This is a genomic window from Microlunatus phosphovorus NM-1, assembly GCF_000270245.1.
In the GTDB taxonomy this organism is placed as follows: domain Bacteria; phylum Actinomycetota; class Actinomycetes; order Propionibacteriales; family Propionibacteriaceae; genus Microlunatus; species Microlunatus phosphovorus.
On sequence record NC_015635.1, the window covers coordinates 5,176,213 to 5,191,786 of the forward strand.

The window sequence follows — 15,574 nt, forward strand, 5'->3', positions numbered from 1 at the left end:
CCAACTTGCAGACACCTGGAACGCGAGCCAGTGTGCAGCCTGCCTATCCAGCAGCACGGCCCAGAACTCCTGGCGCGCCCCAGGTCAACTACCAGCGATCGGCACCGATAGCCGGTCAGTAGCCACCTGCTTGGCGAGGTCACGGCCCTCTTCGCCCTGATTCACTTCAAGCAGGAACTCGTAGGTCAAGTCGATGCCAACGCGGACGGCTTCCCTGTTCACCGCTGGGATGTCGAAGTTCTGACTGTACGTATTGGGAGACGTTACGATGTAGCCTGGCTGAACACTCGCAGCGTCGATGATGGGTTGCGGTACGTCGAGCGGTCCAGACTCATCGTACGAAGTAGCCGCAATCGTGACTCTGGTCAGGTAAATCTTCTGCTTGCGCTTGCGATCATTCGAAGCGGTAAGAGTTATCCGCAACGGTTTCGTTGTGTCGGCGCGCCAATCCTCAATCGGCAGGGTGGTGTCATACTCGGCCTCGACCGATATCGGACCTGTCTCAAGGGAGCGCCGACGGGGTAGTTTGCGAAGGTCGTTCTTCGGTGGCTTGGTCGTATCCGCTGATTCCGGTGTAGCTGGGCTGCTGGAGGGCTTCGGCGTCGTTCGCCCCCCTTGTTGCGAGACAGATGGAGCCTGTCCATCGCTGCAGCCTCCGACCACCCCAACCAGAACGAGCGCAATTGCCGACGCCAGCATGCGTCGTCCAAGCCGATTGGTCGTGGCCATACTCCCCGTCCATTTCAAGTCAACGATCTACGAATCTAGGCTGTCACCGAGGCAACCGCGACCCGTTTGGGGCAACGATACGGACACAGTTCAACCCGCAGGTGCTCTGTCGACCGCGGAGTCGGCGAGGGACCGCAGACTACCGACACACTGGCAACAACGATACTCTGATGCCGCAATGATGGTGCCCTGACGCGAAGATCACTGCAAGGGTTTGACAACGTGCATTCTCCCGTACTAGAGAAGCCCAGCCGCCAGCCGCCAGCCGCCCTCGAGGAGGGGACGCACTTTGACGGTCATCGACCGGCACATCCGGTCCGCGCCGTCCATGCCCGGCTACAAGACGTCGCCTGAACTCAACGCAACCGTGACGTATGCGAACCAAGGACCGCTAGAAGATCTGCCCTCCCCCCTGCGCCGGCCTGAGTTGCACAAGTTGGGGCTTGTCTTAGCGCCCCGGCGGGTCGGCGGTGGCGGTGAGGGTCTGCGAGGTCTCCCAGGAGCGCGGCTGTTTCGGGGTCGAGTCGGGGTTGCGCGGTGATCTGATGGCCTGCGATGTGACGCTCCGCGGTGGCCGCAGTGTCCGCACGAAGTCGTTTGATGGTCCAGCCGGTGGGGCCTCGCAGGTAGCGGGCCACCGCTAGCGCGGCGGAACACCGCGTCATCGATCGAATCCGAGCCGGCGATACGCGCCGGCCAGGACCGACCACAACACCGCCGACGCCGACGAGAGTCCTGCGTCACCCGTTCCGCTTCTCCGCGATCTGGACCCCGATCGCCCCGCCTTTCAGGCCCAACTTGTGCAACTCAGGCCAGGGTCGCTGAACTGGGGTCACTTCGAAACATTGCCTGAGGCGAACTTGACGGAATCGCTACATTCGGTCCCGGCAGCGGGGTACGATGCGCTCGGTGCAACGCGATCGGGGGTGTCGCGGCGCCGTTCCAGGGGGAAACCATGTCCTACAGCACAAGCACGCCCGCACAGGGGGGGCAAATGCCACGCGTGTTCAGCCTATCAGGCAAGATTCTCAGGCGATTGAACGCGTCGTACGCGGCGTGGCGTCGGCTGCTGGTGGGAGCCATGGCACTGTCGTTTGTCGCGGTGTCCATGCTCATGGTCGAAGCGCCAAAAAGCGCCGCCGCCGAGACACCCAAGACTGTCATAGGCTGGGGGCGAAACACGTGGGGCGAAGCCGCAGTGCCAAATGGAATGTCCAACGTGAAGGCAATCTCCGGGACCGCGCACAGCATGGTGCTCAAGAACGACGGCACCGTCATCTCCTGGGGTCACAACAAGTACGGCGAAGCGACAGTTCCTGCTGGCTTGTCAGACGTGACTGCAATTGCCGCCGGAGGCTTCCATAGCCTCGCGCTGCGAAGCAACGGAAATGTCGTCGCATGGGGTCAGAACGACTACGGCCAGTTGTCTGTCCCGGCCGGACTCGACGACGTCATCGCCATCTCTGGTGGTCGCTATCACAGCCTGGCTTTGCGGAGTAATGGAACTGTCGTGGCCTGGGGAGCCAACGAATTTGGTCAGTCGACGGTCCCGGCCGGCTTGCACGACGTGATTGCAATCGACGGCGGCGGATATCACAGCCTGGCTTTGCGGAGTGATGGAACTGTGGTGGCGTGGGGGGCCAACGAATTTGGTCAGTCGACAGTTCCGGCCGGCTTGCACGACGTGACAGCGATCGCTGCGGGCTGGTACCACAACCTCGCACTAACGCGTGATGGATCGGTGATCGCTTGGGGCGACGATGAGAATGGTCAGGCGTCGGTTCCAGCGGGATTGGCGCCTGCGGCAGCGATCTCAGCCGGTGCTACGCACAGTCTCGTCGCATTGCAGGACGGCACGGTCGCAACCTGGGGCGACAACTTGTGGGGACAGATGAATGTTCCTGCAGCGATAACAGGTGTCACGCAGATTAGCGGCAAGGCGATGAACAGCCTGATCCTTGCGGATGACCCTGCCCCCACCCCTGTTACCAATCTGGCGGCGTCGATCGTGACATCGAGCAAGGTGACTTTGAACTGGGGATACCCTAACCAGCCAACGGACCGAGACATTGCGCGGATCATTGTGCGGGGGGCACCGGGTGAGGTCGCACCTGCGCAGGTCACTGACGGCGTGGCAGTTCCAACGGGCCGGGCGATGACAACTCTGGTGAATGACACGACTGGGTTGCAGCCCGGGCAGCGGTACTCCTATTCGGTGTTCGCCGAAGATCAAGCCGGCAACGTTGGGACCCCGGCGAGCATCACTGTTCCGGTGAGCTTCCGCGAACCGGTGACAGAGGCGACGGCGACGGTCGAGAGCGCCACCAGCGTCAAGATCTCCTGGCACAATCCCAACAACAATCAGTTGAAGAGGATCACTGTGCGGCGAGCTGTCGGAGCCACACCTCCGGCGTCATCGACGAGTGGCACCAACGTGACCTTGGCGACCGCGCTGGCTGAGTCGGTGACGAACACCGGTCTAGCTCCGAACACCAAGTACAGTTATGCGATCTTCGCGCAGGACCAGATCGGCAACATCAGCCCGCTAGCCGACGGAAGCAGCGTGACGGTCACGACGACGGATCCCAACACTCCTCCTGAGCCTAGTGACCCCCCGACTGATCCTGGTGACGGTGGCCCAACCTGGAACGTCTCGGTTACCAATCTGGCGGCGTCGATCGTGACATCGAGCAAGGTGACGTTGAACTGGGGATACCCGTCAAACGCCGGCATTGCGCGGATCATTGTGCGGGGGGCACCGGGTGAGGTCGCACCTGCGCAGGTCACTGACGGCGTGGCAGTTCCAACGGGCCGGGCGATGACAACTCTGGTGAATGACACGACTGGGTTGCAGCCCGGGCAGCGGTACTCCTATTCGGTGTTCGCCGAAGATCAAGCCGGCAACGTTGGGACCCCGGCGAGCATCACTGTTCCGGTGAGCTTCCGTGAACCGGTGACAGAGGCGACGGCGACGGTCGAGAGCGCCACCAGCGTCAAGATCTCCTGGCACAATCCCAACAACAATCAGTTGAAGAGGATCACTGTGCGGCGAGCTGTCGGAGCCACACCTCCGGCGTCATCGACGAGTGGCACCAACGTGACCTTGGCGACCGCGCTGGCTGAGTCGGTGACGAACACCGGTCTAGCTCCGAACACCAAGTACAGTTATGCGATCTTCGCGCAGGACCAGATCGGCAACATCAGCCCGCTAGCCGACGGAAGCAGCGTGACGGTCACCCTGCCCGCAGCGACCCAGTAGGCGTGGAACGGTTTCTGGAAGGACGCGAGACCATGGCGGAGCCCGCCAACGCTAAGGTGGCAGCGGCGGGCCAAATGACGGAGAGGGCATGAAGCGACGAGCAGACGTTGTGATGATCACTTATCGCAGTGCAGGCTATCTGCATCTGAGCCTGCCCCTGCTTCTCGATTCACTTGGCGAGAACGACCGTGTCTGGCTGTGGCACAACGGAGATGACGAGGCCACTCTCGAGGCATTGCGCCCCTACACATCAGATCCACGTGTGGCGCGATTCCACCACAGTCGCGAAAACGTTCGCTTACACGAGCCGACCAACTGGTTGTGGCAGGAGTCCGACGCCGAGTTTGTCTCCAAAGTTGATGACGACTGCTTGATCAGCACTGAATGGCTGGACACCTTCGCTGCGGCGCACCGGGATATACCTGACCTGGGAGTGGTAGGCAGCTGGCGACACTGGCCTGAAGAATTTCGTCCGGATCTCGCGGAACGCAAAATCCAGACCTTTCCCGGTGGTCACCGCCTAATGCGCAACCCTTGGGTCCAGGGGTCAGGCCACCTGTTGCGTCGCCAAATGGCGGTTAAAGCCGGGTACTTGCGTGCGGGTGAGTCTTTCACGGAGTTCTGCCTCCGTCTAGCCATGGAAGGCGCCGTTATCGGATTCTATTATCCGTTCATCCGAGAAGACCACATGGACGATCCGCGCTCACCTCACAGCCTGATCACGACTGATGCAGATCTAGCGGACCGGCTCCCCCTCTCGGCCCAACGTAATGGGATCCGCACGGTTGAGGAGTGGATTGCTCAACTCGAACGAAGCGCCGTCGTGCTTCAGGGAGCGCCGTATGCACCTAAGCACTACCACGGCTGGCGTCCGAAGGTCCGGCATGCTCGCCAGCGGATCGGAAAAGCGCTTGGCCTGCGAGTCGTCCCCTGGTGACGTCGCTCGTCAGCGTCGTGAGGTCGAGCCGTTGTACTCAGGTCGGCTGTCGTCGATACGAACTCGCTGACTCAGCTCCAGCGTGGTCTACTCTTATTGACCGACGAGGTAGACGGGCCTAGGCATGATCGGACTGAACCATGGGATGCGCTCGGCCGAGGGCTGCTGCGGTGACCTACATCACTGAAGAACGGGACTAGAGGGTGCATCACTATCTTGAGAAGAATCGAAAGAAGAACGATCACCTGAAGTTGGCGCTCGGACCCACTATGAGTATCGCTGGGATGACCGGTCAGCTTCGGCTTGAGGAAGCGGCATGAGCCAACACGACTCCAAGAACAGAGCGAACAAAGGCTTCCGCGCACTCGCCAGCACGAGGGTGGCCTGGCAGCGTTTGTCGCCGTTCTTCCGCGGTTCTCGAGGACGGATCGTCCTACTGGTATTCTTGGCAGTCACTACGGGCCTAGTTGAAGCCTCAGTTTTGGCGCTAATCGCCGCGATGACCATCTCGCTGTCGGAGGGTGCGGCCTCAACACAAATGAGTTTCGGGCCGCTTGACCTTGAACTGCCCCAACCGACGACATTTGCGGTCGCTATCTCACTAACTGTGATTCGCGCGGTACTGCAAATCTTCTTAGCCCGCGTGCCGGCCTATATGAGTTCTCGAGTAATGGCCGATCTTCGAATTCAGCTATTTGACGCATTCATCAAAAGTGCGTGGTCGGTCAAGACCACTGAACGTGACGGCGCCTTCCAGACGCTCATGACCCAGAGCATCACCAATGCCGCCCAATCGGTGATCGGTCTCGGCAACGGCGTGACTGCGACGATCATGTTCGCGATGATGGTGGCCGCTGCGTTCATGCAGAACGCTGTAGCCGCCGCAGTTCTAGCAGTCGCTGCTCTCGTTCTATTCGTTGCACTACGGCCATTGTCTCGGACCCTGAGGCGGCACGCGAAGCGGTTGAGCACCGAAGCAATGGAATTCACGGAGAGCGTGCAGGACGTCGTGCTGGTCGCTGAGGAAACTGAAGTCTTCGGTGCGACACCGACCTACGTCGCTAGATTTCAGGACCGGGTAGCCGCAGTCCGACAACCGCACGCTCGTACGCGATTTCTCTCGGGCGCGCTCCCTGCGTTGTATCAAAGTGTGGCACTCTTCATGTTGGTGGTTGCGCTCATCGCCGTCTCGGTGGCCGGATCAGCCCAACTCGCAGCGCTAGCAGCAGTCATCCTGATGTTGATCCGGGCACTCACCTACGCGCAGCAGATTCAGACCGCGGTAACTGCCATTGACGAACGGGTACCGTTTATGAACCAGGTAGTCGACGCGCTCCAGCGGTACCGAGACAACCCGCAGCAGGACGGATCCGAAGAACTCACCGACGTCGCGACACTTTCGCTCGCAGACGTTTCTTTCGCTTATCGTCCCGAGACGAAGGTGCTGCACGACGTGAGCTTCGGGGTGAGCAAGGGAGAGGCGATCGGAGTCGTGGGGCCCTCAGGCGCCGGCAAGTCGACAATCGTCCAATTGCTGTTGCGGCTGCGAGAGCCGAGTTCTGGTGCCGTTCTGGTCAATGGTTCCGATGTCCGGGGAATCAAGCGCTCGTCCTGGCAACGAAAGGTCGCATACGTGCCGCAGACCTCCCAGTTGGTTTGGGGAACAGTGCGCGACAATATTCGCTTCAACCGCGACTGGCTCAACGACGACCAAGTCGAGCAAGCGGCTCGGCGGGCGCGCATTCATGACGAGATCATGACCTGGCCCAATGGATATAACACTGAGATCGGACAGCGTGTCGGCGCGATCTCCGGGGGACAGCGACAGCGGATCTGCCTCGCTCGCGCGCTGGCCGGTGACCCGCAGGTGCTTGTCCTTGACGAGCCTACAAGTGCTCTTGACGTTCGCTCGGAGGATGCTGTCAGCGACTCCCTACACGAGATCAAGTCCGAGGTGCTGCTCGTCTTGATTGCACATCGACTGTCCACTCTGTCGATGTGCGACAAGATCGTTGTGATGGTGGACGGCCGAGTCTCGGCGATCGGTTCCCACGCCGATTTGATGGAACATAGCGACTTCTTCCGTGAAGTCAATGAGATCACGCAGCGGCAGAACAAGTAGGAGTGGGACAGAAGTCGCTACTCTCAATGCTGCACTAGCGACTCCCGGACCTCGAGCCAGGAGATTGGTTACTCGATGACTAAAGGGCCCAGCCCGTCTGATCTCGACATATCGACCGCGCATGCGCTATCGGTGGCATCGGGAGCTTACGGTTTCAACGCGGCGGACGCCGATATCGAACGCTTGGTGCAGCGCATCAAGAACGTGAACTTCCGCATTCGACTTGGCCAACAGGACTGGATCCTGAAGTGTCATAGACCCGGCAGTGTAAAGAATCTTGGGTTCTCTCAGGGGCTTGAGGAACTGCTGGTCAACGCCGGATTCCCTGTGGCAAAATTGCAGATTTCTCAGAACGGACAGGCACTAGTTCAGCACGGAGAGATGTTCTTCACTCTGCATGATTGGGTACCCGGGCAACAGATCACAATCGATCAACGGGACAAGACGCTCGAGCGGCACCCTGACCTGACTCAAGAGTTGGGGGCAGCACTCGGCAGGCTGCACCGACTAGGCGAGCCGCTACTGACGAGCGCGTCGGCGCCGATCGACGGTCGTTGGCTGCTGACTGGCCCGCGTCGAACTGTCACCAGCATTCGGCGCGGACGCCCACCGCAGGTCTTCAAAGCTGCGCGGCTGCGAGTGCGCCCACGAAAGTCAGAATTTGATCAGTGGATCTTGAGCGAGTTGCCGCGGCTATATCGGGTGGCAAACCGACTAGCAGATGAGACGTCAGTGGCTCTGTTGGATTCAGACGACGTTGTGGTAGCACACAACGACCTAAACTGGGAGAATTTGATTTTCGGTCCCACATTTAGATTGCGCGCATTGCTGGACTTCGACAACGCGACTCCTCTACCGCGCGCACTGGACGTCGGCGCCGCCGTGGCAGTCCTAGTTGGGAGTGCCACAGCCCGCATCGACCAATTCCTAGCTAGCTACGCCTCGGAGTCAGGACACCACGTGGATCGTGACCTCGTCACCTTGGGGATGCGTTGGAAGTGCGCCCGATCGATGCTGTGGTCAATCGACTCCTATCTGAGTGGCCGCATCGCCGACAGCCGCATGGTGGCGAACTGGTGCCGTCACCTAGACGATTGCCTCAAGGCCATCGCGGATTGAGCAGTCCCTCCCCCAAGTGGTGCCTACTGCACAGAACTGCCCCCAGCCGGATTTGGACTGCTGGCCACTTGCTTTCCTAAGTGGTGACTACGACGCCCCGATCGCTATCAGTCTGTCGTCATCTTTGGCGGGATCCCCCCCAGACGTATTGTTGGTGAGCAACCAGAGTTCATCTCCAACGACCTCCACCGCACGCAGGCGTCCCACTCCGTCGAAGTAGACGTCATCGGTCATCCGATCTCCATCCCATCGTGCTCGCCAAAGTCGTTCCCCTCGGAGCGAGGCGAGGAACACCGTGCCGTTCGGCATGACGGCGATGCCGCTCGGGGACGCATCATCGGTGCTCCAAGTTAGGAGTGGCTCAATGAAGTCGGGGTTGTCGGACCGACCCTCGGCCTCCGGCCAGCCGTAGTTGCCACCCTTCTTGATCAGGTTCAGTTCGTCAAACTCGCCGCTCCCGAACTCGCTCGCGTACATCCGGCCCTTAGCGTCCCAGCCAATCCCCTGTACGTTGCGATGACCGTAAGACCACACCTCATTTTCAAATGGGTTATCCTCCGGCGCTTTGCCAGACGGCGTGACTCGGAGGATCTTGCCGTCCAGGGTCTGAGTGTTCTGGGCGTTGTAGGCCGGCTTCGCGTGATTGTCACCGGTGGTGACGTAGAGCATCTGGTCTGGGCCGAACCGGATCCTACCTCCGTTATGGTTGCTGGCGCGGGGGATCCCCGAGAGAATCGGCTCCGCCGAGGTCAGGCTGCCGTTCGCATACTTGTAGCGCACCACCCGGTTGTCCTGGTCAGCCGTGAAATAGAGGTAGACGAACTGGTCGTCGACGAAGTCTGGCGAGAGGGCAATGCCCATAAGCCCGCCTTCGCCCTCGGGGCGCGCGTCGTCGATCCGGGCCACCACGGTCGGCACCTCGCCTGGCGCGATCAGCACAACTTCCGCCCGATCACGCAACGTGACTAGCGCGTCGCCGCCCGGCAGCATCGCCAGATCCCACGGAACGCCGAGGCCAGTAGCCACCACCCGAAACTTACCGGGCTCATCGGTGAGCACCGTCGGCGCTGCCCCACTGGGCACCGGAGTTTTCGGCCCGCTAGTGGACGGCGGGGCAGACTCCGGCCCGGCCGCAGGGGGTTGGCCAGCGCATCCCGCGAGAAGCACGGCAACGGTCGCTGCGACCAGCCCGCGGCGGGCGAGTCCTAGCGCGGACAGCCTCGGTGACGTGATCATAACTCGCAAGTGTGCCTCAATGATCAACTCTCGTTTCTCGGCTCAAATCACGAACCCGCCGAACCGGGCCCAGCAGCCGCGGATCACCGCATCGCCGCCCGGCTGCAGGTGGGTCGGGATCGCCCGCCGCCTCACGTGGCTGAGCGACGGCTGAGCGAGTGACTGATCTCGGGGATACCCTTGATGAGTTCCGGCTCCAGATGCAGGTATAGGGTGGTCTTGCGCTTCTGATCAATGTCGCGGAACACGCGGACCACCTGCTCCTCGGTCAGTCCCGTTGCTACGGCGATTTCCGTTAGCGGCACGTCGTTGTTCTTGCCATACAAGCACAGGTCCATACGCTGGTACGGCAACGAGAAATAGAACTCCTCTTGAGACTGCGGCAACGAGTAGGTGTCCGTCGTTGAGGGACGGGTCCGAATGGTCTCTGGGACGCCAAGATGCTCAGCAAGCGCATAGACTTGCGACTTGTAGAGATGGGCGATGGGCTTGATGTCCGCCGACCCATCGCCCAGCTTCACGAAGAAACCTTGGTCATACTCAAGTCGGTTCGGCGTTCCCGTGGTGACGTAGTTCAGCCGGTCGGCGTGGTAGTACTCCATCATCTTGCGGACTCGTTGTTTGAAGTTGGTGGCGGCTACAACACCCAGGTAGGCCTCGGTGGAGAGCCGGTGTCGGCTCTGGTTGCCATCCGGATCCTCGACTACAACGGAGTAGATCCGCAGCGCATCCGACTCGGTGACGCTGGGTAGCACGATCTTCGACTTCCAGCCAGCGCCGTAGTCGGGAACCACTTTGCGGACCGACTCATCGTATCGGCGGTAACAGCCCGCCGCCTCGAGCGCGTCTGCAATTTCCTCGACCGTGGAGTCAAAGCCGAACGTGTCGGACACGGACGTACTGAGCTCGATGGTCTCAGGCGACGAGGCTCGCTCTGGCATGTGCAACCCGAAAACTCGCTGTTTGCCTACGGCCCGCACGCAGAGCGCGGCGGTCACGCTCGAGTCGATTCCCCCTGACAGCGCGATCACGGCACCCTTCCGCTTGGTAGCGGTCAGGTAGGCACGGATGCGTTCGCTGATGCGTTCGGTTTCCGCCGCCAAATCGATGGCGAGGCTCTCAGGCCCGAACGGGGTGGGCTGTGTCATCGGTTTCCCTTTCAGCTGAAACAAAGTCAATGATGTGGACTGGCTCTGGCGGCGTCTGAGCACCAACCCACGCTGGGTCGATGATGAACTGCCGATGGATGAGTTGGGTGGACAAAATGGCAAGGACTCGCATGTTGTCGGTGTTTCCGAACCGGCCGCTGCGAATCCTCGCCTTCGCGACCAGGCTTCCGACCTGTTTCGGGTCGAAGATCCCGCTTGCCCGGAGCGCCGCCGGGGAGACCACATCCTCCACCCAATCAGATGGCGAGCCGTCAGTGAAGAAGCTCGCAGCGTCCGGCGCTCGGTAAGGTTGCTTGGATCGATCGCGAATCTCGTCTGGGATCAGATCTGCGAAGGCGACTTTGAGGAGGAACTTCTCATCCAGGCCGAAGAGCTTATGGCGGGCCGGCAGGGTGTTGGCAAACTCAACGACATCCCGGTCCAGGAACGGGAAGCGTCCCTCGACCGAGTTTGCCATCAGCATCCGATCGCCCTGAGACGCGAGGATGTAGCCAGGCAGTAGCGTCGTCATTTCCAACCACTGCGCTCGTGTTAGCGGGTCCCACCGCTGACTGGCTTCAGGTAGCTCATTAGCCAGATCCTGCTGGTTCTCTGTCCCGATCGCATCCCGAACTGCGGCCGTGAGCATGGTCTTGAGCGCGGAAGTCGATTTCCACCGTGGTCGATGGGACATCGCCGGATCGGCGGCATCCAGATCCTGGCCGAAAAAGCCTCGAGCGAATGCCGGTGCCTGGCCTGGGTTGCGTGCCATCCACGGATAGAGGAGTTCCGCTGCCCTACTGCGAACCGTGGAGTCTGGATCGCGTGCCCAGAAGTCACGTACCTTGGCTTCGCGATAGATGTCGTAGCCGCCGAGGACCTCGTCTGCACCTTCGCCGGTGACAACCACTTTATAGCCACTGGAGCGCACCAGCTTCGACAGCAGAAAGAGCGGTGCGGGCGCCGACCGGAGGATTGGCGCTTCCGCGTGCCAAACGACGTCCGGGAACACAGTTGCGATGTCGCGATGGGTCACCACGATGTCTTGATGATGGGTCCCCAGCTGTTCGACCATGCGCTGCTGATAGATGCCTTCATCGAACTCGGTATCCGCGAACCGCAATGAAAAGGTATCGAGATCGGCATCGGTGAAGTGCCGGATCGCAGCTGCCGTGACGGCGGAGTCGATTCCTCCGGACAGGTACGCGCCCACCGGGAAGTCACTTCGCTCGAAACGGAGCCGGGTCGCGCGGACGACGAGCTCGCGCAAGATCTCGGCGTTCTCCTGTAAGTCCTGACTGGGCTCCTGCCCGCGCGCAGGAAAGTCGATCCGCCAGTACGGCTCACACCGAAACCCATCCGCGTCGAAGACTGCGAAATGGCCCGGCGGAAGCTGACTGACACCCTCGAACACCGTCCGTGGCGCGACCGTGGACCAGTAAGTGAGAATCTGATCGAGTCCGATCGGGTCAAAGGCTCGCGGCACTGATGGATCCGCGAAGATCGCCTTTACCTCGGAGGCGAAGGTGATGCCACTATCAGTCAGCCGGTAGAAGAGCGGGCGCACACCCAATCGGTCTCGGGAGAGGATCAACTGGCGCTGGCGGCGATCCCACAGACCGATGGCCCACTGGCCGTTGAATCTGTTGAAACAATCGGCACCCCACTCCTCCCAGGCATGCACGATCACCTCGGTGTCGCTGTGCGTGGTGAAACGGTGGCCGCGATCGCGGAGTTCTACAGCCAGTTCGACGTAGTTGAAAATCTCGCCGTTGAACGTCACCCAGAGGCTGCCGTCCTCGTTGCCAATCGGCTGTGCACCCCCGGCAAAGTCGATCAACGAAAGCCGTGTGTGTCCCAAGATGGCCTGGTGGTCACGAAGGTAACCGCTGCCGTCCGGTCCGCGATGGCTTAGCCGTCCGATCATTGCTGTTGCCACGTCCAGATCGGGAGGCGGACCGTTGGTGACGATCCCACATATGCCACACATCAGTCTGGACTGGTGGTGCTGGCCACGAGTTCGCGCAAAGCGACCGGATCGGTGAGAACTGCTGGGTTGATCTGGTCGTCGCTCAGCGTCAGGCCGAAGACATCTTCAACAAAGATCGCTGTCCGCACCGCCTCCAACGCGGGGTCGGCATATGCCTTCCGCTGGTGCTCGTACTCCGCGAGCACGTGATCGATCAGACCGATGTTCACACTGCTCCCGCGGCCTGACCGGTCTTCGACTGGACGAATCGTGTCAGCCCGGCGATACTGCCCAAGTTCTCCGGGATGGTCTCGGAGTCCTCGACCGAGATCTCGAACGTGTCCTCAAGAAACTCGATCAATTCGAGCACTCCGGTGGAGTCCAAGACTCCGGCTTCGAGCAACGATTCATCTGCCTCCGGCAACCTCGACTCGTCCCCGAATAAGTAGGCAGTCGTGATGAAGTCAGTAAGCTGCCCTGCAATCAACGTTTCCATGAATGTCCGCCCGACTATCTTGTAATACAGATTCTTCGACCGTGCATGTCTGCCAGCCCGGCCGGTCCCGGCCAGTCAGGCCTACGGGACGCTCGATTGTACTATACGGTTGAGGGCCCCTGGGGCCGAATTCGCAGAGTCGTTGGCGCATGGCGGTCGACCTCTCATCCGACGGAAGACGGGTGCTATCAATGCTGGACAAGGTCAACGTCAGCGACTTCTTGCTGGCTACCGGCGAAGACGACGCGGTCGCCGTGGTGGACGCTCAGCGACGCCACACCTATGCCGACCTGCGTCGCGCCGCGGCCCGGCTCGTCGCCGAGTTGCGCCGGGCAGGAGTCGGTCCTGATGCCCGGATCGGCCTGCTCGGCGGGAACTCGTTGTTCTGGGTCGCCGGCTACCTCGCCGCGATGAAGCTAGGGGTGGTAGTGCCGTTCTCGGACAAGAACGGTGTCGATGACCTTGCTGCCCAGGCCGATTGGGTGGATTGCGCGGCGGTGCTGATCGATCGCCGCCAGCAACGTCGCCTCGGACCAGCGTTCGGTGACCGTCCGGTTGTCACCGACGCGGTGCTCGCTGAGGTGGGGGAGTCTAGTTGGCCCACGACAGCATCCGACGCACTCGGAGATGCTGCCTTGATGTTCACCTCCGGCACGACATCACGTCCCAAAGCCGTGCGAGTGACGCACCAGAATCTAGTCGCGAACACTACCTCGATCACGGAATACCTCAACTTGACGGCAAGCGACCGAATGCTGGTGATCTTGCCATTCCACTATGTGTTCGGCGCTTCCCTCCTGCACAGCCATCTGGCGGTCGGCGGCAGCCTCGTGTTGTGCAACAGCTACACGTTCCCGGAGACGGCGGTCGATCTCATCGATAGGGAGGCGTGCACGGGCTTCGCCGGGGTGCCATCGTCCTATCAGCTGTTGCTGCGCGCGAGCAGCTACGGCGCACGACGCTTGCCCACCCTGCGGAAGATCCAGCAGGCAGGTGGCCGGCTCGCGCCGGCGCTGATAGAGGAGCTTGCAGCTGCCCAGCCTGACGCCGAGTTGTTCGTCATGTACGGGCAGACGGAGGCCACTGCGCGGCTTTCCTACCTGCCGCCGCAAGTGCTAGGAGAGAAGCTGGGATCGATTGGCCGGGGGATCCCAGGAGTCACGCTCGAGGTCTTGGACGAGAACGGAAGACCAGTCGCTCCTGGCGAGCAGGGCGAGATCATTGCTCGAGGCGCCAATATCTCACCGGGGTACTACAACGACCCTGAGGAGACGGCGCGCAAGTTTCCCGGCGGAACGCTACGCACGGGAGACTTGGCAACGGTGGATGGTGATGGGTACATCTACATCGTCGGCAGGAGCGGGGATTTCATCAAGTCCTGGGGCTACCGGATCTCACCGCAACAAATAGAGGAGGTCGCCCTGTCTCATCCGGGAGTGTCGGAAGCGGCAGCGGTCGGACTCCCTGACCCTGATGCCGGAGAGTCCGTCACCTTGGCCATCGTCTCCGCACCGGGGACGACACCGGCGGAGGTCGCGAGTCTGCTGGAATTCTTGCGCGCTCGGCTGCCCAAGCACATGGTCCCAGTGGCCGTCCAAGTGCTCGATGTGTTCCCGCTGACCGCCAGCGGCAAGATCGCCAAGCAAGAACTTCGGGAACTGCTTGCGGGCGTCGGCTCTGAGGTACCCTGAGTAGATCTGTTTGTTCTAGGGGGGAGAACGATCGTGAAGACCAGTTTCTGGTCACGCTTGGTCATGGGTGTCGCAGCGGTAGGCATCCTCGGGGCAGTCTCGCTGTACTTCTTGTGGGATCCCAAAAGGAGCTATGAGCCTGCGCCGGACACAGCCGCATCGACGATCACTACCGAGGTCCTCGGCAAGGCATCTGGGGCCAGGATCTACTTCGGTCACAGGTCGGTCGGCAAGAATATTCTCTCGGGCGTCTCAGACGTGTACGCCGCCAAAGGGGTGACTCAGCCCGAGGTGGTTGAGGTTCCGATTGGTGGCTCAGTTCCAAAGGTGGCCGGTGAGGGCACCATCTTACATACGCAGATCGGCGAGAACGGGAATCCGGCTGGCAAGCTGGTCAATTTCGACTCCATGGTGCGATCTGGCATCGCCGATCAGGTCGATATAGCGCTGCTCAAGTTCTGTTATGTCGACATCAAGTGGAACACCGATGTGGATGCTCTATTCGCTGAGTACAAGCAGACGATGGCTGACTTGGAGCGGGATTACCCGAATGTTCGATTCCTGCACGCCACAGTCCCCCTGACCGTTGGTCCAGTCGGAATCAAGGGTCACATCAAAGCGGTGGTGGGGCGTGACGATAATGCAACGCGCACGCGGTACAACGAACTGATCCGAGGCAACTTCGATGCCGACCAGGTGTTCGATCTGGCTGCCGTCGAGGCAACCTCCCCTGACGGTGAGGCGCTCACATCCCTGTATCCTGGCTATAGCAGTGACGGCGCACACCTGAACGCAAGCGGCGCCTCGAAGGTTGCGGTGGTGCTGCTGGAGACGGTTGCCCGGACCGGGCAAGCCTGAACCGAACCCT

12 protein-coding genes are annotated in these 15,574 nt (G+C 61.0%); 6 read left to right on the forward strand and 6 right to left on the reverse strand.

Going from position 1 to position 15,574, the window contains the following annotated elements; translation table 11 throughout:
- Positions 1-84 precede the first annotated feature (84 nt).
- Positions 85-729 carry a hypothetical protein gene (locus MLP_RS28180; RefSeq protein WP_156821276.1) on the reverse strand — a complete coding sequence of 215 codons (645 nt, stop codon included), beginning with the start codon at positions 727-729 and terminating at the stop codon, positions 85-87.
- Positions 730-1,684: 955 nt separating this feature from the next.
- Between MLP_RS28180 and MLP_RS23480 the strand changes: the two genes are divergently transcribed.
- From MLP_RS23480 to MLP_RS23495, 4 genes are all read left to right on the forward strand, one after another.
- Positions 1,685-3,988: a fibronectin type III domain-containing protein gene (locus tag MLP_RS23480; RefSeq protein WP_013865716.1), complete on the forward strand. Its 2,304-nt coding sequence runs from the start codon at positions 1,685-1,687 to the stop codon at positions 3,986-3,988.
- Positions 3,989-4,100: 112 nt separating this feature from the next.
- Positions 4,101-4,925 carry a glycosyltransferase family A protein gene (locus tag MLP_RS23485; RefSeq protein WP_172641625.1) on the forward strand — a complete coding sequence of 275 codons (825 nt, stop codon included), beginning with the start codon at positions 4,101-4,103 and terminating at the stop codon, positions 4,923-4,925.
- Positions 4,926-5,241: 316 nt separating this feature from the next.
- On the forward strand, positions 5,242-7,047 hold the full coding sequence (locus MLP_RS23490; protein ID WP_013865718.1) for an ABC transporter ATP-binding protein: 1,806 nt from the start codon (positions 5,242-5,244) through the stop codon (positions 7,045-7,047).
- Positions 7,048-7,122: 75 nt separating this feature from the next.
- The gene (locus MLP_RS23495) at positions 7,123-8,166 is read left to right on the forward strand and encodes a phosphotransferase enzyme family protein (RefSeq protein WP_041790529.1); all 1,044 of its coding nucleotides are present in this window, start codon (positions 7,123-7,125) and stop codon (positions 8,164-8,166) included.
- Between the two features lie 87 nt (positions 8,167-8,253).
- Here MLP_RS23495 and MLP_RS23500 read toward each other — a convergent pair whose 3' ends face one another.
- The 5 genes from MLP_RS23500 to MLP_RS23520 all read right to left on the reverse strand — a co-directional run bounded on the left by MLP_RS23500 (position 8,254) and on the right by MLP_RS23520 (position 12,943).
- Positions 8,254-9,225, reverse strand: coding sequence for a PQQ-dependent sugar dehydrogenase (locus MLP_RS23500; RefSeq protein WP_197536465.1), 972 nt, complete (start codon positions 9,223-9,225; stop codon positions 8,254-8,256).
- Positions 9,226-9,533: 308 nt separating this feature from the next.
- A complete protein-coding gene (gene nadE, locus MLP_RS23505; protein WP_013865721.1) occupies positions 9,534-10,550 on the reverse strand; it encodes an NAD(+) synthase in 1,017 nt (338 codons plus the stop codon).
- Positions 10,522-12,540 carry an asparagine synthase (glutamine-hydrolyzing) gene (gene asnB, locus MLP_RS23510; RefSeq protein ID WP_013865722.1) on the reverse strand — a complete coding sequence of 673 codons (2,019 nt, stop codon included), beginning with the start codon at positions 12,538-12,540 and terminating at the stop codon, positions 10,522-10,524. Before asnB ends, nadE begins: the two co-directional genes overlap by 29 nt.
- Positions 12,540-12,749: a hypothetical protein gene (locus MLP_RS23515; RefSeq protein WP_013865723.1), complete on the reverse strand. Its 210-nt coding sequence runs from the start codon at positions 12,747-12,749 to the stop codon at positions 12,540-12,542. The genes asnB and MLP_RS23515 overlap by 1 nt, the downstream gene beginning before the upstream one ends.
- A complete protein-coding gene (locus MLP_RS23520) occupies positions 12,746-12,943 on the reverse strand; it encodes an acyl carrier protein (protein WP_231851384.1) in 198 nt (65 codons plus the stop codon). The genes MLP_RS23515 and MLP_RS23520 overlap by 4 nt, the downstream gene beginning before the upstream one ends.
- A 263-nt stretch (positions 12,944-13,206) precedes the next feature.
- Between MLP_RS23520 and MLP_RS23525 the strand changes: the two genes are divergently transcribed.
- Together MLP_RS23525 and MLP_RS23530 are read left to right on the forward strand one after the other, a co-directional pair.
- A complete protein-coding gene (locus MLP_RS23525; RefSeq protein WP_013865725.1) occupies positions 13,207-14,706 on the forward strand; it encodes a class I adenylate-forming enzyme family protein in 1,500 nt (499 codons plus the stop codon).
- A 33-nt stretch (positions 14,707-14,739) separates the two neighbouring features.
- Positions 14,740-15,564, forward strand: a complete 825-nt coding sequence (locus MLP_RS23530; RefSeq protein ID WP_013865726.1) for an SGNH/GDSL hydrolase family protein — start codon at positions 14,740-14,742, stop codon at positions 15,562-15,564.
- The last annotated feature ends 10 nt before the right edge of the window (positions 15,565-15,574 follow it).

Excerpts from the sequence above, each read along its gene's own strand:
- MLP_RS28180 (WP_156821276.1), bottom strand. The coding sequence starts at position 729 with ATGGCCACGACCAATCGGCTTGGACGACGCATGCTGGCGTCGGCAATT.
- MLP_RS23480 (WP_013865716.1), top strand. The coding sequence starts at position 1,685 with ATGTCCTACAGCACAAGCACGCCCGCACAGGGGGGGCAAATGCCACGC.
- MLP_RS23485 (WP_172641625.1), top strand. The coding sequence starts at position 4,101 with ATGATCACTTATCGCAGTGCAGGCTATCTGCATCTGAGCCTGCCCCTG.
- MLP_RS23490 (WP_013865718.1), top strand. The coding sequence starts at position 5,242 with ATGAGCCAACACGACTCCAAGAACAGAGCGAACAAAGGCTTCCGCGCA.
- MLP_RS23495 (WP_041790529.1), top strand. The coding sequence starts at position 7,123 with ATGACTAAAGGGCCCAGCCCGTCTGATCTCGACATATCGACCGCGCAT.
- nadE (WP_013865721.1), bottom strand. The coding sequence starts at position 10,550 with ATGACACAGCCCACCCCGTTCGGGCCTGAGAGCCTCGCCATCGATTTG.
- asnB (WP_013865722.1), bottom strand. The coding sequence starts at position 12,540 with ATGTGTGGCATATGTGGGATCGTCACCAACGGTCCGCCTCCCGATCTG.
- MLP_RS23525 (WP_013865725.1), top strand. The coding sequence starts at position 13,207 with ATGCTGGACAAGGTCAACGTCAGCGACTTCTTGCTGGCTACCGGCGAA.